Consider the following 25,418-nt stretch of genomic DNA (forward strand, 5'->3'; position numbering starts at 1 on the left):
CCGGAAGCTCCATTAGCTACATGCCTTGGTAGCCTGACGCAACAGCTGCAGGCAGGCGCGGTTGGCGGCCAAATCCAGTGCGCTGAAATCGTCCTGGGTGGTCAGCAAGGGATTGGCTCCGGCCAGTAGCAACTGGGCCACCACCGCGTGCTTGCCGCTGGAAGACGCATAAGTCAAGGCCGTGGCACCGCTGGGATTTTGATAATCGATATCGATTCCGGCCTCTATCAGTAACGCCATGCAAGCGTCGGATTCGGCGAAACAGGCCGCCCACAGGGCGTTGTTGCCGTAAAGATCCAGCACGCTTAAGTCCGCGCCCATCCGCAAAAGATAAGCCACCATGTCCGCTCTGGCTTGCTGAGCGGCCACGATCAGCGCATGCCGCCCTTGGCCGTCGACCGTCAGCGGCGCGCGGGCGTCGAACCCGTTAGCGGAAAACCAGCCGGCAATTTCCTCGGATAATTTCATCTTGGCCGACCCGTTCAAATCACCGAGGGCCGGTGCAGTAGGGATAAATGGCCGACGCCGGCGGCGTAAAGCTTGTCCGCCAATTCCATGCGCCCGGCGGCCCCCTTGCCGCGCAGGAATTTCAATTCGGCCACCGTCAGCACGGTGGCGGCGATCAGACTGACCGTGCCGCCGGGCATGCTCAGGCCGGAAGTATCCTGCCGCGGTTTACTCAGCAAGGCACCCACCCGGCCGCGGCCGTCCTTGATATGGTCGATATTGAATTCCAGCGAAAGCAATTCGCCAGCCAACAGCTTTTCGCACAATTTGGCATAGCCGGCCAGAGTGTGGCTGACCTCGGCGACCAGCGGAAACAACCAGGTATCGGCCAGTTTGGTCAACGGCGCATCGGCGGCGAGACCGGCATCCGGCGTTTCGATAAACACCTCCACACCCAAACCGGTTTCCGGCCGGTCGCGCTCGACCCATGGGTCGGACAAGCCGTCGGAGATAATGCAGGCGTTACGCTCGTGCCGTGCCGCCAGCCAGGCAGCGCCGGCCGGCCATTCAGGGCCGTCGCTCATCGGACCCATCAAGGAGGTAAGCGCGGCCACTTCGGAGTTGAAGCGGGCTTTTATGGCGTCGTGGCGGGCTCGGGTGGCCAGATTCAAACGGTCGGCGTAGGTAAGGCCGACTATAAATTCAGTCGTCATGGGCACAGGTTTGGCTGAGAGTTTCCAGGCGTTGGCGGGCGGTTTGGTTGACGTCTGGCTCGGGGTCGGCCAGCATTTGCCGCAGCAGGTCGGCATCGGCGCGCAAGGCCACTTCGTAACGCACGGTCCAGTCCGGGTCCTGACTCAGCATGGCCAAATCATCGACTTCCATACGCTGGGCCACGATGCGGCGAATCTCGACTTCGGCGTCATGCGCCATCAAGCCCAGGCTGACGCGGGGAATGCGGGTGGCGACGATGCGCCGCACTTCGCTATCCGGGTCGGCCGCCAAGCGAAACAAGCGGCCCCGCGGCAAGCGCCGGGCCACATAGACCCTTACCAGATAGTCCGGATCGTCCGCCATCAGCTCCAGTTCGTGTTCCGGCATGCGGTCGGCGACGGTGATTCTGACTTCGCGGTCGCTGTCCTTGCGCAACAAGGCCAGCCACTCCAGCGGCACCCGGTAGGCCAGTACCCGGCGCACCGCTTCGTCGGGATCGCTTAACAGCGGTTCCAGCTTATTGGTCGGTAAATAACGGGCCGCGATGGCGCGGCGCTCCCAGAACGGGTCCTGGCTGAATTCTGGGGCGATGCCGGGGTTGGTTTTAAAAAAGCGGTCGATCTGCCTACCGCTGTCGGCGGCCACGCAACGGTCGCCGGGTTTGCAATGGCCGGTCGCCAGCAAACTGACTTGAAATTGGCAGCGACCGCAGTCCGCCAGCGGGGTCAGATCGACTTCGGAATCGGCGGGCAACATGCTCAAGCCGCCTCTGCCAGGGCCGGCAACAATTGCGGCTTGATTTGCGCCAGCCAGATCTTGAGCCGCTCGTCGGTCAAATGCGGCTGGCCGCGTTGATCCAATACCAAGCCGACGAACTGGTTGTCGATGATGGAAGCCGAATGTTCGAATTGGTAACCCTCCGTGCTCCAGCGGCCGACCATTTTGGCGCCGTTGCCGTAAAACACCTGATACAGCTTGATCAAGGAACTGGCGAAGCGCGAGGCGTAACGTTCCTGATGGCCCAGGCCGAACAAGGCCACCCGTTTGCCGCTCAGGTCGGTATCGTCCAGATAGGGCACGAACTCCGCCCAGTTGGCTTCCTGGCAACCCGCCGCCAGCCCCGGCAAATCGCCGACTCCGTAACTGGGCGTACCCAGGATCAGGGCGTCGTATTGCAGAAACTCGGCGGGACTGGTGCGGTTGATGTTTTTGGGCTTGTCGGCCAATTCATCGCCCAACAGACTATAAATCTTCTTGGCCACCAAGCGGGTACTGCCGGTATCCGTGCCGAAAAAAATGCCGATTTTGCTCATAAGTCACCTGTCATCGAATTCGCGGGCTTGGGCTGTGCGCCCTTATTCTAAGCCTAGCAAAATGCGATCCAGATTAACGCCGTTGCGGCATGCTATTTTTCTATTTTATATCAATAAGATACAAAAGCTCTTGCGTTATGTTGATTGAATTACCTGAAGGTATGGCTACAATTGCAGCCGAACACAACAATTTGTATTCATTGCGAGTAACGGTTGATACTAGACAAACGGTCCTTTTTATTGGCAAGGTCTCGGCAACTCAGCGACCCGCGTTCATGTGACAAGCCAGTTAATATTTACGTGATTAGCAAGATGCTTCGGATTAGCGTCTCTAAATCACGTATTGCTTGTCTATTAATATCGATTACACTGCTTCAAAATTAATTCGCAAAGTCTCTACGCTTTATTCCCATGGCCATCGCTAATCAAATCAAAGCCTTGCTTAAATCGCACGTCGATGGCGACGAGGCTATGTTTTTGTCGGTTGCCATGCAAATGGCGGCGCAAGAAGCCAAAAAGGGGCATGGCAGCCTAGCCAAAGAAATTCGCGATCTGATCGATAGCGCAAAGAGCAAACCTCGACTCGCTGAATCCAAGGCGATCCCGTTAGCCAAACCAAAAGGCGAACTCAGCCAGTTACTGAACGTTTCCTATCCCCAGCTACGATTGGCTGACATGGTGCTTTCTGAAAACATTCAGACAAAATTAGATCGTCTAATCAAAGAACACAAACACGTACAGCGCTTGCGTGCTCATGGCTTGGCTCCTCGTAAAAAGCTGTTGTTGGTCGGGCCACCTGGGACAGGTAAAACCATGACAGCGTCGGTACTGGCCGGTGAACTGGGTTTACCGCTCTTTATCGTAAGACTTGAAAGCCTGATGACCAAATACATGGGCGAGACCGCAGCTAAATTACGCCTGATCTTCGACGCAATCGAGCAAACTCGTGGCGTCTACCTGTTTGACGAATTCGACAGCATTGGCTCGCAACGCGGCGGCTCCAACGATGTCGGGGAAATCCGCCGTGTATTAAATAGCTTCTTACAAATGATCGAGCAGGACAGCTCTGATAGCTTGTTGATTGCTGCTACCAATCACCATGAGCTACTGGATCACGCTTTATTCCGCCGCTTTGACGATCTGATCGAGTATGAATTGCCAACCAAGGAAGAGATCGTCGCTGCCCTGAAATCCAAATTGGCCTCGTTCAAAACCACTCGCATCCTTTGGGTCAAAGCAGCAGAAGCAGCGAATACATTGAGTTTTGGTGACATTAACCGCGTCTGTGAAGATGCGATTAAAGACGTGATCATTCACAACAAAGATGCCGTTACCCATGCCGATATCATGCACTCGATCAAAGAACGGCAACTTGTCCGACAAAAACAAACCTGCCGATAAATGTCCGAACAACGCAAGGAACGCCTTCCGCATTTACTGATAAAGGATTCGGTAACTACCGAAAGTTACTCCAGACCGACACAAGCAATGGGCGGCGCTGGCTTAAAAACACCTTCAAGAGATCGTCAGGCACACTCTCAACAACTGATTGAGCAAGTTCAGCATATCCAGTCTCAGGAAGCTGGCATCATCGAACAACAAAAGGCATTCGGCTTGGATGTCGGTAATGGACTTTATCTGGCCTTTGAAAGCGAACCTGATTTCGAGCTCAAGTTTGCCAGCCTGTAATTTCAGCCTAGTGGGATTGAACTTTGTAACGTTAAGCTTGTTGATGGTAAAAGCATCGCCACCGTTTTCGTACCGGAAGGCAAGCTTGCCCATTTTCTAACCAAAATCACCCAATATCAGTACGAAAACACGAATAAAAACCAGCCCAAAAATAGAGACTTGGTTGAAAGCATTAGCGCGATCAAGCTTGCCGCAATCGATGCGCTTTGGACTGACGAGCGAGAATTGCTGCCCAATGCAGAGCAAGCAATCTGGTGGGAAGTTTGGCTAAGATATTCGGAAAAATTCGATTGTGAAGCTTTTGTTCGCGAGCATGCCCCGCATCTTAATCTCAGGGTAAGCGCTGAATCGATCCGCTTTCTCGATAGAACCATCATTCTGGTTTTCGGTACCCGCGAACAGATCAGCCATTCCATTCATCTGCTGGGCGCCATCGCCGAACTTAGAAAAGCCAAGGATACCGCCGATTTTTTCACCGGCATGGGTCGTCAAGATCAGCGTGCCTGGATCGAACAAACCTTAGAAAATTTGACGCCGCCACCCAATGACGCGCCGACGATTTGTATTTTGGATACCGGTATCAATCATGAGCATCCGCTATTGCAGCCAGTCGCCGAAATGACCGATATGCATACCTATATTCCCGGCTGGGGTACCGATGATCGAAACGGCCATGGCACCAATATGGCGGGTGTATCAATCTATGGCGACTTAACCGAGGCAGTGGCTAATCCACTGCCGCTAAAACTTACCCATCGCTTGGAATCAGTCAAAATCACGCCCAATCCTGATTTTCATACTGACAAAAAACTATACGGCGCTATCACCCGCGACAGTATCGCCAGAGTAGAAATTGAAGCAGACCGTCAACGGTTATTCTGCATGGCAGTATCCACCACAGACAACAGAGATCGCGGTCGTCCCTCGTCGTGGTCTGCGACTATTGATGCCATTTCCTCAGGCGCGGAAGATGAGCAACAGCGGTTGGTTATCTTGTCGGCGGGCAACACTGATCCACAACACAGACACCTATATCCAAACAATAACCTGACCGATGAAGTCCACGACCCAGGCCAATCTTGGAATGCGCTTACGGTAGGCGGCTATACCGAAAAAGTGTGGCTGGATACTGCAACTAATCCAGATTGGATACCATTAGCGCCCGCAGGTGGATTGGCTCCAGCCAGTTGTACATCTATGACATGGCAGAAAACCTGGCCAATCAAATCAGACATTGTCATGGAAGCCGGGAACATGGCGACGAATCCGGCAAATGAGGGAGCCGATTATATCGACGACGCTTTGCAATTGCTCACCACCGGCCATCAATTTGCGCTGGGTAAGCAATTGGTGTCGTTTGGCGATACCAGTGCTGCGACAGCCTTGGCTGCAAATTTAGCGGCAAAAGTACAAGCCTTATACCCAGACTATTGGCCGGAAACCATCAGGGCGTTATTGATACATTCGGCTAAATGGACGCCAGCAATGAAAGCCGTGTTCGAGCCATTGAACAGCCAGGCGAAATACCAGCAACTCATGCGTTATTGCGGCTACGGCGTACCGGATCAAGATGCCCTGTTTTGGAGTGCTCGTAACGAATTGACCCTGATTGCTCAGGACGTGATTTATCCGTACACCAAGAAAGGCAGTAATGTTAAAACCCGCGACATCAATTTGCACACGCTTCCTTGGCCTGCCGATGTACTTCGCGACTTGCCGCCTAAAACTCAAGTCGAAATGAAAGTGACCTGGTCGTATTTCATCGAACCCAACCCAGGGGAGCGCGGTTGGGTCAATAAATATCGCTATGCATCGCATGGTCTACGCTTCGACGTGCGTCGTCCATTAGAGACCCTTACAGATTTTAAACAACGCATCAATCAAAAAGCCAGAGACGAGGAACATGCCTACAACGGCGCTACGCCCGATAGCGGCCAATGGCTGTTAGGTGAAAAATTGCGCAGTCTGGGTTCGGTACATTCCGATACCTGGACTGGAACAGCGGCAGAACTAGCCGAGCGCGGCTATATTGCCGTTTATCCGGTTTTGGGTTGGTGGAAAGAGCGAGCGAATTTGGAGCGGTGGGGAAAATCGGCGCGATACGCTTTGATTGTCGGTATTAAAACTCCAAGTGTGGCGACGGATATTTATACAGCAATCGAAAAGCAAATTTTTTTGCCCGTTGCTATCGAATGATGCGGTGTTCAGTGCGATCTAGCTTCATCCGTTGGCAATTTGATCCAGCCAAGCTCGGTTAACTGTTGCCAAGCAGCTTCGATGTGGGCGGGTTTCATTAGATGACGTTTACGACTATTCCAAACTTGGATAAGCTCTAAAGCCGATTCGGGACTCTCCGCTTGCTCCCGGGTCGCCACCCAGTGTACGGTAGAAAGTAACTCCATGCCGTAAGGTGATTGAAAGCCTTGAATCAGCTCATCAACTTTGGCGATATGTTCCAGTAATGTTCGCTGTTGCGATTGATGGATAAAACGCTCGGCTTCCTGCAAAGCCTCCTGATCAGGCGCAATTTCCGCTTCCACGACGCCATCGCCTAAACCGTGAATAAAATGGCCATCCATACGATCTAACGCATGGCGCAAAGCATCCGCATAAGGACCGTAATGATGTTTAACGAACTGCAAACGCAAATTTTCGCCCGCTTCCTGTAAAAAATAGGCAAGCTTTTGCACCTCGATTTTGGACAAGCCGTAATTCAGTTCGCGATAGGTTTCCAACACTTTCAGAATGGCGGCTCTACCAGGTGTCATTTTGGGCCTGGCGCTATTGACCTGCATCTCGATTGCTTTCGGCGAGCCGGCAGGCTCGAATAACCGCACGTCGACATCTGGTAGTTTGGCGAACGCTTTTTCTATCAACGGCTTTACATCGCTCCAATTCAAACCACCGTTCCCGCATCCTAGCGGCGGAATGGCAATCGAAGTAATTTGCCGAGCTTCGATTTGTGCAATCAAATCAACGAGGCCGTCTTGAATAAATTCAATATGCGAACGTCTCCGCCAGTGGTCTTTAGTTGGAAAATTGATAATAAATTTAGGTGTTGCTAACAAACCGGCATCGTAAATAAACATTTGACCTGGCTTAACTAAACCCGCTTTACACGCTTCTGCATACAACTTGAAATTGTCCGGCCATTTTTTCTTGAATTGCAATGCAATGCCTTTGCCCATCACGCCAACGCAATTGACGGTGTTGACGATCGCATCTACATCTAGTTGTTTTAATAAGTCACCTTGAACGGTGCTAACACTCATCTTTTAATGTCCTAAAAATACCAATCGGTTTTTACTTCTACCGGTAAGTCTATACCAGTTTCTACTAATATCTCACGCACCAATTCGGCTTTCGATCTATTAATAACGCCTATACGCGTCATGGAAGGTAAATCGACACGATGTTTGACCAGAAATTCCGCCTGACGGCGCTCCATACGATCAATGTATCTTTCATTGTTGAAATTGTTATGAAAATACTTGCAATAGCCATCCAGTCGCGGCGACTCGGTGATCAGATCCCACGCAACCTTGCTTGGAAGTAAAGAAAGGTCGGTAAATGCCTCGCTGTAACGCAACGTTGCATTGCGGTCATAGAAAACGAAATCGGGATTCGTTGAGGTAACCCGATCAATTGTGGTTTCAAAATGCAATATATCCGCCTGCCTGAAATCGCAGCCTGCAACATTACCGCTATTGATGCTAAACAACATAGGAGACCGCGGAGCGAAGTAAAACGGCACAAAATCGTGAACACTGCCGCCTGGGGGATCAATGACATTGCGCCCGGACCGTGCCGATTGGGCGCCGGAATGAGCGATATTCTGGTAATTGATCCCCAAAGAAGCTCCGGCGTTCTTACTCAACAACGCACCGCTTCGACAAATATCAGCCAGATTGTCGATTGCAGTAATGTGAAACAGTCGCACCGGGTTTGGCATCATGCTTTTAGTTTCTTCTTAAGCTTAGGCTTAGGCTTTTCCTTCACACGTCCCGCTTGAATTCGAGCCAACAACGCTTCGGCACCGTTTTCACCATTGATTAGGTCGGGATTTTGCGAGCGCCAGTCGGCGGTGAGTTCGCCGCGAAAGGCTTTGGCGAGAATGGATTGGGTCAGGTGCTTGACGCGCGACTGGGAGTCTTTGACACGTTGTTCGATATGATCGGCGTATGTGAATAGTTGTTCGACGCGGTGGACAATTTCGGTTTGTTCTAATAAAGAAGGAAGCCTGAATTGCAATGCATTAATGGACTTCTGATTTATGGTATTCTGACCTGCGCTTGTTGAAAGAGAATTTCTTAAATATTTTCGACCTTCTCCTTCATTAGTTATATACGTAATAAATTTTGACAAAGCCTTGTTGTGGTCAATAGAAAATCGTATGAAATGATCGCAATAGGCCTCTGTATCATTGCCATCATAAACAATAAAAAGCCCTGCAATTTCCACACTTCCATTTACCCTAACTACTAACAAATCTCCATTCTCAAGCCGGTATTTTTGAATTTCTTTTTCAGTAAGGGTTATCTTTCTTTCATTTCCATGAACTCTCATGGCATTTTTAAAATCAGCTAAACGTAACACAGTAACGTCTCGACCTTGGTTACCGCTACGTTTTGAAATACCGTTTCCTGAATCAAGAATTAAATTTCCAAAATTTATGGCCTTCCATTCACCGAATTCACTATGATCATTTCTCCAATCCTCAGTTAACTTCCCACTTACCGCCGCAGCCAGCACGGATTGGCGGAAACGTTTGAGGATGTTGGGGATGGCGTCGAGGCGGGTTTTGATGCTGTCTACCTGTGCCAGCAGTTCGTCCAGTTTGGCGGCGATTTGGTGTTGTTCGGCCAACGGAGCTACTTTGATTGGAGCTTTCGAAAACTTTCCCTTGTTTATAATGGCCACTGTTGTAGCAGACGCTTCTTGTTCCAACCACGGCTTTAATGTAGCCAGGTAATGATAAAGAAATTTGTAGTTCAAATGTCGACTGGGAACTACTGAATTTATTTGCTGATTGGTTGCTGATTCTGTTGTGGTAATACCAATTTTTCCTAAATTACCAATGCAGGTAACCGTAATAGAGTGCGGGGGTAACTTAGGAACGGACTTCAAACCTAACTCCGTTAAGGTATCGGCAGTAAAATGTATATATCCGCCATGATCTAGGTCACCTGGCTTAATAAATGGAATACTTCCGCCAAAATTCTCAGGGACTTTTGTACTTGGCGTTTTTCCAGTAATAATTTCTCCAAGCTCACCAATTTCGCTTAATGCCCACCCTTCTGGTAAGTTCATATCAAACACCTGCATCCATTACAGATATTCCTAATACCTCTGCGAGTAGCTCTTTTTGAATTTGCGCCTGATCACTAGCGCCCAACGCCTGCATCAACCCATCCAACTCCCGCAAAGCCTCAGTCAATTCGCTCATCGCTTCGGCAGCCAATACGTCCGGTTCCGACAGGCTGGCGGCATCGACACTGTCCTGATCTTTCAGCCAGGCAATGTCCAGTGAGTCACCCTTTTGGGTTTTGATCCAGTCGCGACTGAAGCAACGCCAGCGGGATTCCGTTTCCCCCTCGGCAACTGTTCCCGACGTTGCTCTACCTCCTGCATCCATGCAGTCGTCACCACGACCCTCTCCCTCAAGGGCGAGGGAGATTTGGCCATCGCTTTCCTGTCGGTTTTCGGCATGAAAACAGGCTTCAAACGGTTTTAAATGCTGTTCGCCAAATGGCGTGCGTTTGCCGAAGCTGGGCATGTTGCTGCGCAGATCATAGACCCACACCTGTTGGGTGCAGTTTTCTTCCTGCCGTGGATTGGCGACGGTGCCTTTGGTAAAAAACAGCACGTTGGTTTTAACGCCTTGGGCGTAAAAAATGCCAGTCGGTAAACGCAGGATGGTGTGCAGATTGCACTTGTTCATCAGGTCGCGGCGGATGTCGCTGCCGACACCGGCCTCGAACAACACGTTATCCGGCAATACCACGGCGGCGCGGCCACCTGGTTTCAAGCTGCGGTAAATATGCTGCAAAAACACCAATTGCTTATTACTGGTTTTGTAAGTGAAGTCATCACGGGTGACGCTGGCTTCGCCACCTTTGGCGGTGCCGAATGGTGGATTAGTTAAAATTACATCTGCTTTGGGTAAATGAGTTCCAGGTTGACCCAAGGTATTGCCCAGATGCACTACGCCTTCATCATCGCCTTCCATGCCGTGTAACAAACAATTCATCAGCGCCAGGCGGCGAGTGCCGGGCACCAGTTCCATACCGACAAAGGCCTGATTGCGCTGGTAGCGCTGGGCTTTTTCGTCCAGATCGTACAGGTCGTCGGTCTGTTGTTTGATATAGGCGTCGGCGGCAATCAGGAATCCGGCGGTACCGGCGGCGGGGTCTTGAATCAGTTCACCGGCTTGCGGTTTGGTACAGCGGATGATGCTGTCGATCAATGGACGCGGGGTAAAGTATTGACCGGCACCGGATTTGGTTTCGCTGGCGTTTTTCTCCAATAGGCCTTCGTACAAATCGCCCAGGCCGTCGCGTTTGGCGCTAAACCAGTCGATGGCATCCAGACTTTTGATCAGTTGTTCCAAATGGCGCGGTTCGCGCAAACGGGTTTGCGCATCGGCATAGATGGCCGCGATCAAATGATCGTCGCTTTTGGATAAGTCCAACAGCAATTGCCGGTAATGGTTGAGCAAGTTCAAGCCGGACAGCTTGGTCAAATCCGGCCAGCGGCAGCCTTCTGGCAGTTTGTGTTTTTGCAGGATACCGGCTTCGGTGTTTTCGTATTCCATTTTGATAAACAGCAGCAACACCAGTTCGGTGACGTAATCCGAATAGTTGATGCCGTCATCGCGCAGCACGTCGCACAGGTTCCAAAGTTTTTGGACTATTTCGTTATTGCTCATTAGGTTTTAGTGATTATTTATGCGGCTGACCAGATGGAGTCGGCCAGGGTGTCTAAGACGTTATCGAGTTGCTGATCCAGCACATTATTCAAGGTCTTGGCTCCGCCGTCTTTGGCAAATACGCGGTTGACGAATTGCTGATCGATGACCACTTCGTGGCTGAGTTGTTTAGCTAGCCGATCCAACCATTTGCGTTGCACCTGTGTCCATGAATGCAAGCCGTAGATTTTTTGCATGGCTTGAGTAACTCTTTGTTCGAACGGAATCAGCGCTTCGCCAATGGCAGCTCGGCGTATATAGCCGATTATACTGGCTGCGATGTCCTGATTGGTTTGATTGCGCCAGGCACTTTGCAATTTGGCTTCGCTGTAACCGTTTTGATCCAGCAATAAACGGATTTCACGTAGCTGTTCACGCGTCAGGTCTTTGGGCTTATTGACGACGACCGCCAACGCTGCCGATTGGTTGATTTGGTTTTTGATGAAGTCATTAAAACTTTCCAGGTAATCGGCTGGCTTGTCGTATTTACCGTAGCTTTGCTCGCGCACTTTCAGTTCGTCTTCATGCTCGGCAATCAGTGGGTAGTATTCGGAACCCAACAGTTTTTTGACCTGCTCCAATTGATTAATCAGATTCGCGTTGCTTTGCATGAACTGCATGGCTTTTTGCGGGCCGAGTTGATGCAGATGTTGATGCAGTTTTTCCGGCGCGACGCCCCACAGTCCTTCCAATTCGGTGAGCTTTTGCTGTAATGCCGGTTTAGTGGCGGCTTTGGTTTTGGCTTTGCGCAAAATACGCATGATGCGTTGGCTTAAGGCATCCAAAACATCATGGGCGTGACTGGTGTCCGGTTTACTTCCGGCAACGGTCAAACTATCAGGATTGTTGAGTTCTTGAATCAATTGCTCGATCGACACGTTGGGGTCTTTGACCAGCGGTTTCATATCGCTGACATCTTTTAGCGCGGCGTAAATATCCACCGGATCGTAAATCTTGAACACGGTTTTACCGATTTCATCGCAACGGCGGGTGGCGCGGCCCAGCATTTGCTCGTACAGAATCCGTGAACGCACGCGGCGGAAAAATACCAGATGACAAATTTTCGGTACGTCGATGCCGGTAGTCAGCAAATCAACGGTGATGGCAATACTGGGGTAACGCTCGTTTTTGTATTGGCGGATAAGCTGACCGACTTTATCGCTTTGACCGGTGATTTTCTTGACCGCCGCTTCGTTATATTCGTCGCCGTACATTTTTTTATACAGCCGATCGAGGATACGCTTGACCATATCAGCATGCCGATCCGACGCGCAGAAAATCATGGTTTTCTCGTCGCCGAACGGATCGAGTTCCTTAACCAATTCCTTGCAGATGATCTTATTGAATGACGGACTAATCACGCGACGGTTAAAGTCATCGACATCGAAATTCATGTCGTCATCCAAGGTGGCCAGCTCGACTGCGCCAGTTTGGGTATTGATGACATCCACCTGACTACCCTTGGCGAATTGGATGCCTTTTTGCGTCAGCAGGGTTTCGTAACGAATCGGCGGTTCATGGTCGATCAGCCAGTCGTCGGCCACAGCTTCGCGGTAAGAATAGGAGTACACCGGTTTACCGAAGATATCAGTGGTGTGTTTGGCGGGCGTGGCGGTCAGGCCGATTTTGACTGCATCGAAATAATCCAACACGCGGCGATAACTAGATAAATATTGCGCGACATCGCGCATCGCCATTTCGCCTTCGGTCATGTCCTGATCCAAGGCATAACCACGGTGGGCTTCATCGACGATCAGGCAATCGTAGGCATCAATACAGGGTGGCGTGTCGGACTGGAAAATGCGTTTGACCATGGCCTGTACTGTAGAAACCTGAATGCGGGTTTCCGCTTCAGCAGCCATGTCACCCAATTCGGCCACGTTATAGATTTTGGATAACGTCTGGTTTTGTTCCAGCGGCGCATCGTTGAACGAGTCGATGGCTTGCTGACCCAACGCGGTGCGATCAACCAAGAACAGAATGCGCTTAAAGCGTTCGGCTTTCAAGAAACGATACATCAAACCGATTATGGTGCGGGTTTTACCGGTTCCAGTAGCCATAGCAAGCAGGCAATTGGTTTGGTTGGCTGCCAATACCAACTCGACGGCTTGCACCGCGTTTTGCTGATAATCCCGCAAACGCAAATAGGCAAAGCCTTCTTGCTTGAGTTTTTCTTCGGCTGCGGTCTTGCTGCGTTGCAGCTTATCCAGCAGACCTTCGGGACTGTGAAAATCGGGTAAGGGTTTAGCCAAATTGGACGGCTCGCGCACGTCGCGGAACCAGGTGCCGGATTGTTCGGCGAGTTGTTTGACAAACGGCCTGCCGTTACAGGAATAGACGAACGGAATCTGGTAATGGCCGTCTTTATGATCAGGCCAAGCAATGGTGCGGCCTTGCAACTGCCACGCAGGTAACATTGTGACAGTTGGCGTAAAACCGCGAGAATAACGTTCCGCTTGTGAAATTTTTCCGGCTACATTGATGTTTTCTCGCTTGGCTTCGACCACGGCAATCGGGATTAGTCCGGCAAACAATATGTAATCGGCGCTTTGTTTGCCTTGAGTGGGCCATTCGGCGATGGCTTTGTTTTTGCCTTTTTCGGGTCTAGCGCCTTTTTGGTAAGTCAGTTCTTCGGTATCGGCTTCCCAACCGGCTGCGATCAATTGCTGATCGATGAGGATACGGGTGAGCTCTTCATTGAGTGATGGTTCAACGCTCCCAGCCTGCTTAATGGTCGCTTCGATTTGTTGGCTGGCTTGAGTTTGGTTTTCCAATTCGGATTGCATGGCCTGCAAGCGCGCTTCGAAAGCTTGCCGCTCCTGCTGTAAGCGTTGCTCCTGCTCTTGAGCCATTTGTTCGAAGATACGGGCTTCGGCATCCATTTGTTCAGCCAGAACCGCGTACTGTTCTTTTTCACGGGCAATCAAATCGACTAACTGCTGATTCGACTCGGCTTGCTGGTTGGCGTCTTGCAGTTGGGCTTTGAGTTGTTCGATTTGAATCGTCAACTCGCGCAATTCTTGGCTGGGATCGGTGGGCGGAATAAAAGGGCCAGGTTTGAAACCGCTGCCTTGCTTACTAAAAGATTGATGAAACCAGACGGCCAAGGCACGAGCGATACGTAAACCGTCCAAGGCTTCCTTGTGTTGGGTTTTGAACTGGTGTGTTGCGCGATTACCTTCTATGCGTAAGGTGTGGAATAGATCAGCAACCTTAGAATCGAATCGGATTTCTCGATTCAATTTGAACAATAAATCGGCTTGGCTGGTTTTGTCGTCGAATTGAATGCCGCAACGTGCCGCCAAGTCTTGAGCAAGCGCCTCGCCCAGCTGGCGTAATTTGATGAGCGTAGTGTTGGGATCACTGGCGAAAACACGTTCGGCAGCCGAGGCGAGCTGCAAAAATAAGGGGTCATGCTCTTTGAGGAATTCGAAGTTGCTCATTTCGGCCATTATTCCCTAAAACCTTCATTCCCCATGTGGCGGGCCTAATGCCGAAATAATCAACCGGCCATTTTGCGGCCCGCCAGCAGGCTTTTTTGTAAGGCATTGTCGTCGACCCACAAATCGCCGGACAGCAGTCTGGCAATCTGGCCTTTCAAGTCCGGATCGCGGTCGGCTTCGAAAAACAGATTGTGCACGATGCCGGATTGGTAGAAGCGCTCGACGAACAGGCGCATGGTGTTGAAACCCAGCAGATAGGCTTCGTCGTCTTCGGCATGCAGTAAGGGATCGGCTTCGCGGCCTTCGCTCAAGCCCTGGTGGATGCGGTCGGCGATGCGGGCGGCGCTGGTAAAGGCCAGGAACACGCCGGAGGAAAATACCGGATCCAGAAAGCCGGCGGCGTCACCGCAGCAGGCGTAGCGCAGGCCGTAACGCTGCCGGTTGCTGTAACTGAAATCGGCTTCCACCCGTACCGGCGCCGATTGCCTTGCGCCGGCCAACAAGCGGTTCAGGATCGGCGAAGCGGCCAGATAACGTTGCAGCAGTTCTTCCACCGGGCAATCCTTGGGCCGTTCCTTTTGCACCACCAAGCCCACGCTCAAGCGCCGGCCCGATAGAGGAATGATCCAGATCCAGCCGATATCCACCACCGGTACATAAATGCTGCCGGATTCGAACAGTTCGTCGGCTTCCGCGCCGGGTTGTATATCTTCGTAATGGGTAAAGACGGCAAATTTGCCCAGATTTTCTATCTTGTCTATGCCCTTGTGTTGTTTGCCCAGCAAGGCGGCGCGGCCGCTGGCGTCCACCAGATAGCGGCAGCGGTAGCCGCCCTTGTCGGAGACGATATTCACGCCATCGGCCCGGCAGTCCACTTCCAGCACCTTTTCTTCCTGACGGGTTTCCGCGCCGTGCTTGGCGGCGTTTTCGAACAATAACTGATCGAAAGGCGCCCGCTCCAATTGATAGGTTTTGCGATAGACGCTGAGCGGAAAATACATACGCTGGTCGGTGCGCTCGTCTATGAACACCGCGCCGCTTTTGAATTGATTGCCCACGCTCCAGTCTATGCCCAAACGCTGTACCACCGGTTCGCTGAACGGCAGCATGGATTCGCCGATATGGAAACGCGGGTGTTTGTCTCGCTCCAGCAGCAAGGTCTTGCGGCCGTGCTGGGCCAGCAAGGTTGCGGCGGTACTGCCGGCCGGGCCGCCGCCGATTACCACTACGTCGTAGTCAAAACCGTTTTGCATGCTGTCGGGCATCTATAACACCTATGGGCTGTCGATTAGTTGGCAAAGCCGTCTTCGGCGGGATTGTAAACGGCGCGAAACACTTTCCAGTGCACGCCGCCGACGCCGGCGCCGGCATAGGTGACCGAGCCGACACCTTTATAAAACTCGTCGGTGCGCATGGTGTCCGGGCCGAAATAAAACGGGATCCAAGCCTTGCCGGTTTGGTAGACCTTGGTATCGGTGGGCTGGCCGAGGATTTCATGTACCTGCCCCTGGGTCATGCCGATCTGGATTTTGGCGAACGGGCTGCCAGCCGGGATATCACCCTCGATAACCGACTCGGAGGTGCGGCTGGCTTTGGCGACTTGGGTCGAGCCCGCCGCCGTCTGTGCCGCCGGTTTCGGCGTAGAGGCGCAGCCCGCCGCCAGAATCAATGCCATGGAAATGCCCAGCAATTTCAGTTGTTTCATCGGTTACCGCCTTTTATGCGAATTGAGGTTGATCAAAGGTAGTGCATTGTAAAAGTTTTTTCAGCGCTTATGCACATCGACCAGCCAATTCCGCCCGACGGGCAAACTCGGTTGCACCGAAGCGCCGCCGGCCGCCCGCGCCAACAAAGGCAAGACCGCCAGTACCGGATCGGAGCCCGCCGGCGGAGAGAATTCGTCGACGGCCGAAGTCGCGTAAACTGGCCGGCCAAGCTGCATGACTGCATCCGGCCAGCCGCCGGCCGCCAGCAGCAGCGCGCTGGCAAACTCGACTTGGCCGCGGCCCGGCGCCAGATAGGCAGGCCAGCGTTCGTCATAGCAAACCAGCAACAGTTCGCCGCCGAGGCAGGCCAGTTGGCACCAGGCTTCCAACAGCCCCATCGCAAAAGTGTCGTCTCCGGCCGCCAGCGCCGTGGCCGGCTGGGTGCATCGTTGGGCGATACTCCAATAACCGGCCACGGTGTTTTGCACCGAATTATGAAAAGCGGCCGGCGAAACCATGGGCTCCGCCCGAGTCAGTTCCAGGCACAGCTGATCGGTGATCTGTATTTCGCCGGCCGCGCTGGCGAATACCGCCGGCAAGCCGGCCGGCGAGCGCCCGGCTTGCGAGCAGGCCCGCAGGGCGGCGCTGAAGGCCATTTGCGTGGACCGGCTGGCGCGCCGGCGTAGCATGGCCGGCATGGCTTCTCGAGTTATGTCGTCGGCCGGAAACGGCAGGCCGGCGCGAAAACCGGCGTCCGGGGCGCAGGCGCCGAAGCCCAGCAGACTCATGCAATCCATCAAGCCGCCTCCAATAACACGCTGGCGTTATTGCCGCCGAAGCCGAAGGCATTGCTCAAAATCAAGCGGGGCCGGCTGTTCAGGCGCGGTTCGGCGACAATAGGCAGATCGCACAGTGGATCGACCCGCCGCAAACCGCAATTGCCTGGCAAAAAGCCTTGTTCCAGCGCCAGCAGGCTGACGACCGCTTCGACCGCCCCGGCCGCGCCCAAGGTATGGCCCAGCAGGCCTTTTACCCCGGCGCAGGGCGGCGGCCGGCGAAACACCCGGTGCACGGCCTTGGCTTCCGACAAATCGTTCAGCTGACTGGCGGTGGCGTGCAGATTGATGTAATCGACCTGCTCCGGCCGGCGGCCGGCCAGTTGCAGCGCTTGCGTCATTGCCGCCGCCGCGCCCAGGCCCTCCGGATGCGGCGAACTCATGTGATGGGCGTCCGAGGCTTCGCCCACCGCCAGCAGACGCGGGCATGCGGCATTGCCCGGATCGGGGCGTTCCAACAACAACAGGGCGGCAGCCTCGCCAATGTTAATGCCGCGGCGGCCGCTATCCATCGGTCGGCAAGCTTCCGGCGAGATCAGTTGCAGACTGTTAAAGCCGAACAAGGTCAAGCGGCACAGACTGTCCACGCCGGCCACCAGCACCGCGTCGCAGATATCGGCCGCCAGCAGGCGTTGCGCCGCGCCCAGCGCCTTGGCGCTGGAGGAACAGGCGGTGGAAATGCCGTAACAGGGGCCTTGCAAGGCCAGTTCCCGCCATAAAAATTCGGCGCTGGCCTGCGCGGTGTGGGTGTGGAGAAAACTGAAATCGTCCGGCATGGCGCCCGCGCCCGCCAGAACGCGATAGGCATTTTCGGTTTCGTAAATACCCGAGGTGCTGGTGCCAAGCACCACGCCCACCCGCCCGGCGCCGTAACGGGCCGTGGCGGCATCCACGGCGGCGCGCATGCCGTCTTGCCCCAAGGCATGCAAGGCCAAGCCGGCGTTGCGGCAGGCATAACTTTGCAGATTGGGCCCGATGTCCGGCAGGCGGGAGACCACTTCGCCCACTACCGTCGCAAAGGGCGGCGGAAATAAACTCAATGGCCGTAAGCAAGCGCGGTTGGCGAGCAAGGCGGCGAGTAACTCATGCAAGCTGTCTCCGGCCGTGCTGACGCATTGATAGCCGGTGATACTTGCGGGGGCGATGCAGGGCAGTTGCTTCATGCGGGGTCGGTTTTGGGAATCAACAGGGGACACAGCAAAAACCCCAGCACCACGCCCAGACTGACCGACAGGGATAGAATCGGCAGAGTCGGGGTTTTACCCAGCCCCAGGGCGCCGAAAGACGCCAGGGTAGTCAGCGTCGATGCGGCGATGGCATGATAGGTGACCTCGCTATCCCCGCCGCGATTTTCGATGAAAAAGATGCCGTAATCCACGCACAAGGAGATGGACAACAAAAGCCCGATGACATGCACGAAACTCAATTCCTCGCCCAATAAGGCCCAACTGGCGAAAATGAAAAGCACCGCCGCCAGCGACGGCAGCAGGGTCAGCAGCGTATTTCGCAGCCCCCGGATTTGCAGCCAGATCAAAAAACCCATCACGGCGATACCGATTGCCAGCATCCGCAACGAGCGGTCCCGGTATTGGCCGGCCAGCTGATTCAACTGCTCGCGCTGGCTGAAGTAGCGGGTGCCGGCCAAGCCTTGCAAACCGGCGGCCAGTCCGGCCGGATCGTGATCCCCCAACCACAGGGCCAGCGCCACGCCTTGTCGTTCCGCCAGCAACTGGCCGGACAATACATGGCGCACCGGCGTTTCCAGCACCGCTTCGGGCGCCAGTTCCCCGCTGCCGGCCGGCGTCAAGCGACCGAGTTTGTCCGCCGACAGTCCGGCCAGATCGAGAGCGGCGCGCCAGGCGTCCTGAAATTCGGCTGTCAGCGCGGCATTGTAAACGCGGGCATTTTCGGCTTGCAGAGCTTGGGATGCCAGCCAGGGAAACAGGCCGTGATAGCTTTTGACGACGCCGGCCCGTTGCAAGTCTTGCAAACGCCGCTCGGCGGCTTCGGCGCGTTGCAGGGCGGTTTCGAAATCGTCGGCCCGGATCAACACGAAGCGCCCCGGTTCCATGCTGGAAAAATGCGCGCGCACCGTGGCGTCCTGTTGTTTGATGGCATCCATGTTCATGGTCAGTTTTTGCATGTCGTCCATCCAGCCCAGTCGCGGCAGGGAAAAAACCGCCAGCACGGCGGCGCAGGCTATCAGGCTCAGCAACGCTTTACGGCGCCGGCCGCAAAAAGCCACCCAGCCGGCAATGCCGGGCAAATCCGCAATGTGCAAGGACCCATGCCGCAACAGGGCGGGCAGCAACCAACGGGTCAAGCCCAAGGAAGCGGCGATGCTGAACAAGGCGAACACGGCAATCTGTTCGAAACCCGGAAAACCGCTAAAGCCCATGGCGGCATAACCGATCACCGTGGTCAGGCCGCCCAGCCACAGGCTGGGCCATAACAGGCGCGCATTGTGCAAAGGACTGCTGCGGTGTTTGGCGCTGTGCGCCATGACGTGTATGGGGTAATCGACGCAGATGCCGATCAGGCTGGCGCCCAGGGCCAGCGTCAGGCTGTGTACCTGCCCAAAAATCAGCTGGGTGGCCAGTATGCCGATCAAAAAGGCGCAGCCCTGCAGCAGCAGCAGCCAATGCAGGGCGGAGAAAGAGCGAAACAACAGCAAGAACACCAGCACCACGCACAGGCTGGAGGCCGTCGAAACCAGCGTGACGTCGCGGCTGATTTCGTCGCGCGCCGCCACGCTGAACACCGGCACCCCGGCTATGGACAAACGGAACGCCCGGCCGGCGGCTTGGTTCAAGTCGTCGAAGCGGGCGTCGATGGCGGCCCGCAGTTTTGCATGGGCGGCGGAATCCAGCGCCGGCGGTCGGCTTTGCAATATCAAGGCGCCATCGTCCCTGGTTTGTTGAAACCCGGCTTGCAGGGTCTTGAAACCGTTCAGAGACAGCAGCAAGGGGTCCTGCTTGGCGATGGATTTGACGAAGCCGCCCTGGGGCGACAGCAGAGCCTGCCTCAAGCCATCGGCCCGGCCCGGCAACGCTTGCGGATCGAATAAACTGGCGGCGTCCCGAGCGGGATTCAGGCTGTAGATGCGGGCGTGATAGGGGGCGTAAAATTGGGTGGCGTCCAGCCAGTCGCGCGGCGGCCGTGCCGCCGGCCAGACTTGCTCAACCTGGTCCAGTTGCGCCAGCTGTTGGATCAGCTTGGCGCTGAATGCCGCCAAGCTGGGCGCATCCCTGGCGTTGGCGGCGGATTCTTCCACCACCAGCAGGTAGCGGCGCGACAGTTCGCCGGATTGCAACAGGCCGGACAGCAGTTCGGCATCGGCATCGTTGGTATGGGTGAAAAAGGCGTTAAGGTCGGACTCGACGCGGATTTGCCAAAGCGTAACGGCCAGCAACACGGGCAGCAACAGCAAAAAGCAGCGTTTCCTCCAGGCGAAACGCACGCATTATTCTCCGCCGGCTTCCCGCAACAATTGCGGGATGCTGTAATTTTCGGCGTGTGGCGCGGCGACTTTTTCGATGCGGTATTCGGTGGTTTCGCCGTCGGCCCGACGGAGCAAAATCCGTCTCTTGTCCGGGTCGGCGTCGCCCGAGATGTCGATAGTCGGCGTATTATCCCCGGCCTGGGCATTTTTGGGTTGCATGTGCAAGGACCAGTCGGGATTGCGGACATCCGCCGCCAGATCGTAGCCGGCCGTCAGCTCTTCGGCGCGGCCTAGCAGAATGCCGCGAAAGATCAGGATTTGCGCCGCCGTCTCGTCGGCATAAGCGATAGGCATGCTGTGGCGCCGGTTTTGCGCGGCATCCCAGTAGTACAAACTGTCGCCGCTGATCGCCATGATGACGCGGCTGGGTTGCAATTGCAGCTTGACCAGACTGCCGGCCTCATCGGTCAGCATGATGCCGCTGGCACGCCAGGGCGATGCGGCCAGCTCCAGCGTTTGGATTTCGTGGTACTGAAAGCTGGCCTGTCCGACTTGGCGCAGTTTGCCCAGCACTTCGGATAGCGCGCCATCGTCGGCCGGGCAGGGCAAGGCGAGGCATAACAGTAACACGGCCCAAAAGCGTTTCACGACCAGATGTCCTTGAAGGCCTTGTGGCCGTGCAGCGCAAAATAGCGGGCGGTTTCCAGCATGGGTGGAATTTCCAGGTCGGGGAAGCGCCGGTGGCGGTACAGCCATTCGCCGGTGACCAGCAACCCCATCAGCAGGTAAACCAGCAAACCGGTATACAGCGACCATATTTGCGGACCGGCCAGCCAGGGCAGCAAGGCGCATACCGGCACATTGACGGCAAAAAACAGCGTCCAGATCCAGGTCACTTCACGCAAATACTCGGCAATACCGGGTTTGAATTCCGGAAACTGCAGCCGAACCAGCCGTTCGCAAATCGAGGGCGGGCAACGCAAGGTATGGCCAAATAAAGCGGCCAGCCAGGCGTAGACGAAGGCGGGAATCAGCCAGATCGCGTAAACATTGGACAAATAGGCGCCCGCCAATAACACGGCGGCGAAGGCCAGAACGGCAAAGCGCCAGCCGGCTTTTTGAATATGCACGCCGCGCCAGACGGTCAGGGCGGCAAACAGCAGCAAAATAAGTCCGGCGAAGCCATGGCGGGCCAGATAAGCGCTGAGGAAGGGATAGCCGAGAATTAAACCGGTAATGCCCGTCGCCTTGAGTGCTGTTCCCATGCTTAACGGGTGCGATTTTCAGCCACGAAGTCCGCCAGTGCGCGCAGGGAAGCAAAAATTTGAGTGTTGCGTTCGTCGCCGGAAGTGATTTTGACACCGTATTGCCTGTCCAGCATCACGCCTATTTCCAGGGCATCAATGGAATCCAGACCCAGGCCGCCGCCGAACAAGGCCGTATCGGCGGAAAGATCGTCGGGAACGATGTCTTCCAGACGCAAGCCTTCGATGAGCAGAGTTTTCAATTGACCGATCAAGTCGTCTGACATAGCGTTCTACATTCCTTTTATAAAGCCGAGATTCTACACAAAATTCGGATTAGCGCGCAAAATCACTTGGATTGGCGGGCAATGAGTGCCAAAATTGCCCGCGCCCGTCGATCCGCCCCGGCCTTGGCCCGGGCTTCCTCGTCTTTTACATATCGACTATTCAAGCCCATGAAGGAACAACTCAAAGCGTTTATTTTCTCCGAACTGATTTATCACGAGGATCCGGCTGCATTCGGCGACGACGACGACTTGCTGGAAGCCGGCCTGGACAGCATGGGCATCATGCGTTTGATCATGTTCGCCGAGAAGGAATTCGGCGTAATTCTGCCGGACACCGAAATCGAACCCGACAATGTGCAGAGCCTGAATGCGCTGGAAAACTGGATCAAACAGGCACCGCAAAACGCATGAGCCGGTTCGCACCGATTTTTTTCAATCCGGCCGACTACTTCACCTACGTTCTGGACCAGGAAATCCGCGCCGCCGGCATGCCCGGCGGCTACTGCGGTTTTGCCCTGCACTTATCCGCCGAACCCGACCGTGACCGCTTGCAACAGCGCCTGGACTTATTGGTGGAACGCTTCCCGATAGCCTCGGCCCGCATCGAGCGCCTGGGCAAGCGCCACGCCTGGCAGCCGACCGGCCAATCCATTCCGCTGGAGCTTCATCGCTGCGAATCCGCCGGCGATGACGACACAGAGGCCCAAGGCATCCTGTTGCGGATTTTCAATCGGCCGGAAACCCGTGCCTTGACGCTGCATTGGATAGCCCGCGCCAGCGGCGGTATTTTGCTGCTGAACTGGAACCATCCCTTGCTGGATGCGCGGGGCGCGAAAATTTTGCTGGATTTTTTGGGTTCGGAACGGCCGGACAGTTTCAAGGAGTCGGCCTCGCTGATAGAAGCCAAGCTGGCGCAGTGGAGCCCGTGGAGAAAGTTTTGGCTGCTGATGAAAGCCAAGCGCCACAACAACCAAGCCAACAGCCTGGATAGTTGTCTGCCCACGCTGGCCGAACAAGGCCCGCAAACCCTGGCATTGCAAGTACGCCGTTACGATACCGAACAATCCCGACGCATCGCCAAGCTGGCGCAACAGCACACCGGCATGGCCGGCCGTACATTATATTATCTGGGTTGTTTAATGCGGGCCATGGAAAGCCTGGGACCGCCCGCCGCCAAGGCCGGTTACTGCATACCTTACGCCTTCAACCTGCGGCGGCAGAATGCGCCGACGCCGGTTTTCGGCAATCATGTCGGCTGTCTGTTCGCCCAGGCCACCCGGGAAAAGGTCAGGGACCGCAAAGCCCTGTTCGAACACCTGCTGGCCCAGCATATACGGGTGGTGCGGGACGAGCTTGATTTCGCCTACCTGCCGCTGATGTGGCTGGGGCAATGGCTGCCACCGGCCAAGTACGCCAAATTTCTGCGCAAACAGCACAGCGGCGGCGAGTTGAGTTCGCTGTGGTTTTCCGATGTCGGCGATTTGGCCTGGGCAAAAAACGGCTTTCTCGGCGTTCCGGTTACCGATATGTCCATGATGTGCTGGATGACGCTGCCGCCCGGTCTGGCCTTGCTGGTTGGACAGGTCAACGGCAGCCTGACCCTGTCTTACAATTATTTGTCCCCGGCCGTCGATAAAGTCTGGCTGGACGCCCTGATGGCGAAAATGGACAACGAATTGCTGGAAAGCGAAACGGAATAAAGCATGTTGCTGGACGGCTTCATGCGGCAATGCCGGCTAAGGCCCGATGCGCCCGCGCTGGCGGAAGACGACAGGATGATCGCTTATGCCGAGTTGTTGCGGCGAGCGCAAGCGGTGGCGGCGGCTTTGTTGGCTCGCGGCATTCAGCCCGCACAGCCGGTGGCGATTCATATCGATAGGAGCATGGATGCGGTCATTGCCGTATTCGGCACCCTGCTTGCCGGCGCCTGTTATGTTCCGCTGGACTTGAAAAACCCCAGTTCGCGCCTGCTGTTTATCGTCGGCGACGCCCACGCCAAGGCGGTATTGGGCCTGGGCGAGGCACCAATCTGGCTGGATACCGATTTATGGCTCGACATTGCCGACTGCCCCGACAATCAGCCCGAGGCGGTCGAGATTTCAACCGCCGGCTTGGCGGCCATTCTGTACACCTCCGGCTCCACCGGGCAGCCGCGCGGCGTGGCCTTGAGCCATACCGCAATTGCGGCCTTTGCCGGCTGGGCCGCCGATCTGCTGGCCTTGACACCGCAAGACCATATCGCCAGCAGTTCCCCGCTGTTCTTCGACTTGTCCACCTTCGATCTATACGCGGTACTGGGAGCCGGCGCCTGCCTGCATTTCGTGCCCGCCAGACTGACCTTGGCCCCCGCCCGCCTTAGCGCCTGGCTCGGCGAAAAGGCCATCAGCGGCTGGTATACCGTACCTTCCTTGCTGGCCTTCCTGGCTTACAAAGGCAATCTGGCCCAAACGCCGCTGGCGTCCTTGCGTTTTCTGATTTTCGCCGGCGAAGTGTTTCCGACTCCAGCCCTGATCGATCTGGCGGCCGCCTTGCCGCGCGCGGCCTTGTATAATTTCTTCGGCCCCACCGAAACCAACGTTTGCTGTTATTGGCCGGTACGCCGCGAACGCTTGCAAGCCGATCAAAACATCCCGATAGGCCGACCCGCCGCCGGCTGCGAAACGCATATTGACGCCGACAGCGGCGAGCTGTGGGTGCGCGGGCCAAGCTTGGCCAGCGGTTATTGGCGGGCGGGAATTTTACGGACATTTTTAAATCCGCAAGGCTGGTATGCCACCGGTGACCGCGTCAGCCTCGAGCAAGGCGAATACCTTTTCCACGGCCGCTTGGGGCGCATGTTGAAATGTTCCGGTTACCGGGTCGAGCCGGCGGAAATCGAGGCGGTGGTTAATGCCATCGACGGCGTGCGCGACTGCGCGGTACAAGGGGTGGACGATCCGACGGCCGGTCAACGGCCCGCCTTGGCCGTGGTGCTGAAGCCCGAAATGGACATCGGCGAAATCCGCAAGGTCCTGCTGCGCCAGTTACCGCCCTACATGCAACCCAGCCGTTACCTGGCGCTGGATGCCCTACCGCGACTACCCAACGGCAAACTGGATTATCGGCGCCTGAAAGAACTTCTGGAAACATAAGGATATGATCACGAACACCATTCCGAAATTCAGCTTGTTCCGAATTCCACCGTGCGAAGCGAGATAGCCAATTCGGCGGCGATTTCCGCATAGCTTTTGCCTTCCACCCTGCACAGCCCTGAATCAATTGAAGTCCGTCCAATTTGGTCGAATTAACTCAACTTTAGACATTCAGCCGCCGAGCCCGATAGGGCCGGCG

24 protein-coding genes are annotated in these 25,418 nt (G+C 55.1%); 6 read left to right on the forward strand and 18 right to left on the reverse strand.

The annotated features are described in order from the left end of the window. Nucleotides 1-12 precede the first annotated feature (12 nt). From NP590_RS08780 to NP590_RS08795, 4 genes are read right to left on the reverse strand one after another with little or no spacing between them, the layout of a single operon-like run. Entirely contained in the window at nucleotides 13-468 is a 456-nt protein-coding gene (locus tag NP590_RS08780; protein ID WP_256601972.1) for an ankyrin repeat domain-containing protein, read from the reverse strand. Between the two features lie 14 nt (nucleotides 469-482). After that, complete coding sequence (locus tag NP590_RS08785; protein WP_256601973.1) at nucleotides 483-1,160, reverse strand: hypothetical protein; 678 nt, start codon at nucleotides 1,158-1,160, stop codon at nucleotides 483-485. Further along, on the reverse strand, nucleotides 1,150-1,917 hold the full coding sequence (locus tag NP590_RS08790) for a 4Fe4S-binding leucine-rich repeat protein (RefSeq protein ID WP_256601974.1): 768 nt from the start codon (nucleotides 1,915-1,917) through the stop codon (nucleotides 1,150-1,152). The genes NP590_RS08785 and NP590_RS08790 overlap by 11 nt, the downstream gene beginning before the upstream one ends. A 2-nt stretch (nucleotides 1,918-1,919) precedes the next feature. Beyond that, nucleotides 1,920-2,474, reverse strand: a complete 555-nt coding sequence (locus NP590_RS08795) for a flavodoxin (RefSeq protein ID WP_256601975.1) — start codon at nucleotides 2,472-2,474, stop codon at nucleotides 1,920-1,922. A 411-nt stretch (nucleotides 2,475-2,885) separates the two neighbouring features. Between NP590_RS08795 and NP590_RS08800 the strand changes: the two genes are divergently transcribed. The 3 genes from NP590_RS08800 (at nucleotide 2,886) to NP590_RS08810 (ending at nucleotide 6,359) form a co-directional block, all read left to right on the forward strand. Further along, nucleotides 2,886-3,875, forward strand: coding sequence for an AAA family ATPase (locus NP590_RS08800; protein WP_256601976.1), 990 nt, complete (start codon nucleotides 2,886-2,888; stop codon nucleotides 3,873-3,875). Further along, nucleotides 3,876-4,163: a hypothetical protein gene (locus tag NP590_RS08805; RefSeq protein ID WP_256601977.1), complete on the forward strand. Its 288-nt coding sequence runs from the start codon at nucleotides 3,876-3,878 to the stop codon at nucleotides 4,161-4,163. Between the two features lie 159 nt (nucleotides 4,164-4,322). Next, nucleotides 4,323-6,359, forward strand: coding sequence for a S8 family peptidase (locus NP590_RS08810; protein ID WP_256601978.1), 2,037 nt, complete (start codon nucleotides 4,323-4,325; stop codon nucleotides 6,357-6,359). An 8-nt stretch (nucleotides 6,360-6,367) separates the two neighbouring features. Here NP590_RS08810 and darG read toward each other — a convergent pair whose 3' ends face one another. Genes darG through NP590_RS08875 form a run of 13 tightly spaced genes read right to left on the reverse strand, consistent with a single transcriptional unit; the run spans nucleotide 6,368 to nucleotide 22,088 of the window. Beyond that, entirely contained in the window at nucleotides 6,368-7,435 is a 1,068-nt protein-coding gene (darG, locus tag NP590_RS08815) for a type II toxin-antitoxin system antitoxin DNA ADP-ribosyl glycohydrolase DarG (RefSeq protein ID WP_256601980.1), read from the reverse strand. A gap of 11 nt (nucleotides 7,436-7,446) precedes the next feature. Next, nucleotides 7,447-8,118, reverse strand: coding sequence for a type II toxin-antitoxin system toxin DNA ADP-ribosyl transferase DarT (gene darT, locus NP590_RS08820; RefSeq protein WP_256601983.1), 672 nt, complete (start codon nucleotides 8,116-8,118; stop codon nucleotides 7,447-7,449). After that, nucleotides 8,115-9,473: a restriction endonuclease subunit S gene (locus tag NP590_RS08825; RefSeq protein ID WP_256601984.1), complete on the reverse strand. Its 1,359-nt coding sequence runs from the start codon at nucleotides 9,471-9,473 to the stop codon at nucleotides 8,115-8,117. Before NP590_RS08825 ends, darT begins: the two co-directional genes overlap by 4 nt. Nucleotide 9,474: 1 nt before the next feature. Next, nucleotides 9,475-11,091: a class I SAM-dependent DNA methyltransferase gene (locus NP590_RS08830; protein ID WP_256601985.1), complete on the reverse strand. Its 1,617-nt coding sequence runs from the start codon at nucleotides 11,089-11,091 to the stop codon at nucleotides 9,475-9,477. Nucleotides 11,092-11,108: 17 nt separating this feature from the next. Continuing rightward, entirely contained in the window at nucleotides 11,109-14,582 is a 3,474-nt protein-coding gene (gene hsdR / locus NP590_RS08835; protein ID WP_256601986.1) for a type I restriction-modification system endonuclease, read from the reverse strand. A 50-nt stretch (nucleotides 14,583-14,632) separates the two neighbouring features. Beyond that, entirely contained in the window at nucleotides 14,633-15,838 is a 1,206-nt protein-coding gene (locus tag NP590_RS08840; RefSeq protein ID WP_256601987.1) for an NAD(P)/FAD-dependent oxidoreductase, read from the reverse strand. A gap of 23 nt (nucleotides 15,839-15,861) precedes the next feature. Then, nucleotides 15,862-16,278 carry an outer membrane protein assembly factor BamE gene (locus NP590_RS08845; RefSeq protein ID WP_256601988.1) on the reverse strand — a complete coding sequence of 139 codons (417 nt, stop codon included), beginning with the start codon at nucleotides 16,276-16,278 and terminating at the stop codon, nucleotides 15,862-15,864. A gap of 60 nt (nucleotides 16,279-16,338) precedes the next feature. Then, nucleotides 16,339-17,076, reverse strand: a complete 738-nt coding sequence (locus tag NP590_RS08850; RefSeq protein WP_256601989.1) for a beta-ketoacyl synthase chain length factor — start codon at nucleotides 17,074-17,076, stop codon at nucleotides 16,339-16,341. Further along, entirely contained in the window at nucleotides 17,076-18,278 is a 1,203-nt protein-coding gene (locus NP590_RS08855) for a beta-ketoacyl-ACP synthase (protein WP_256601990.1), read from the reverse strand. The genes NP590_RS08850 and NP590_RS08855 overlap by 1 nt, the downstream gene beginning before the upstream one ends. After that, nucleotides 18,275-20,575 carry an MMPL family transporter gene (locus NP590_RS08860; protein ID WP_256601991.1) on the reverse strand — a complete coding sequence of 767 codons (2,301 nt, stop codon included), beginning with the start codon at nucleotides 20,573-20,575 and terminating at the stop codon, nucleotides 18,275-18,277. The genes NP590_RS08855 and NP590_RS08860 overlap by 4 nt, the downstream gene beginning before the upstream one ends. 3 nt (nucleotides 20,576-20,578) lie before the next feature. Then, a complete protein-coding gene (locus tag NP590_RS08865; protein ID WP_256601992.1) occupies nucleotides 20,579-21,205 on the reverse strand; it encodes a LolA family protein in 627 nt (208 codons plus the stop codon). Continuing rightward, nucleotides 21,202-21,822, reverse strand: coding sequence for a COG4648 family protein (locus NP590_RS08870; RefSeq protein ID WP_256601993.1), 621 nt, complete (start codon nucleotides 21,820-21,822; stop codon nucleotides 21,202-21,204). Before NP590_RS08870 ends, NP590_RS08865 begins: the two co-directional genes overlap by 4 nt. 2 nt (nucleotides 21,823-21,824) lie before the next feature. Next, nucleotides 21,825-22,088 (reverse strand): phosphopantetheine-binding protein, encoded by a 264-nt coding sequence (locus NP590_RS08875; RefSeq protein ID WP_256601994.1) that lies wholly within the window; start codon nucleotides 22,086-22,088, stop codon nucleotides 21,825-21,827. A gap of 168 nt (nucleotides 22,089-22,256) precedes the next feature. Here NP590_RS08875 and NP590_RS08880 point away from each other — a divergent pair, with 168 nt between their 5' ends. From NP590_RS08880 to NP590_RS08890, 3 genes are read left to right on the forward strand one after another with little or no spacing between them, the layout of a single operon-like run. Further along, nucleotides 22,257-22,499: an acyl carrier protein gene (locus NP590_RS08880; protein ID WP_256601995.1), complete on the forward strand. Its 243-nt coding sequence runs from the start codon at nucleotides 22,257-22,259 to the stop codon at nucleotides 22,497-22,499. Then, on the forward strand, nucleotides 22,496-23,788 hold the full coding sequence (locus NP590_RS08885) for a hypothetical protein (RefSeq protein ID WP_256601996.1): 1,293 nt from the start codon (nucleotides 22,496-22,498) through the stop codon (nucleotides 23,786-23,788). Before NP590_RS08880 ends, NP590_RS08885 begins: the two co-directional genes overlap by 4 nt. Before the next feature lie 3 nt (nucleotides 23,789-23,791). After that, nucleotides 23,792-25,219: an AMP-binding protein gene (locus NP590_RS08890; protein WP_256601997.1), complete on the forward strand. Its 1,428-nt coding sequence runs from the start codon at nucleotides 23,792-23,794 to the stop codon at nucleotides 25,217-25,219. Nucleotides 25,220-25,248: 29 nt separating this feature from the next. On the opposite strand, the gene NP590_RS08895 is transcribed toward NP590_RS08890, so the two are convergent. Then, on the reverse strand, nucleotides 25,249-25,326 hold the full coding sequence (locus tag NP590_RS08895) for a sigma factor-like helix-turn-helix DNA-binding protein (RefSeq protein ID WP_256602000.1): 78 nt from the start codon (nucleotides 25,324-25,326) through the stop codon (nucleotides 25,249-25,251). Between the last annotated feature and the right edge of the window lie 92 nt (nucleotides 25,327-25,418).

Source organism: Methylomonas subterranea (assembly GCF_024505185.1).
Taxonomy (GTDB): Bacteria; Pseudomonadota; Gammaproteobacteria; order Methylococcales; family Methylomonadaceae; genus Methylomonas; species Methylomonas subterranea.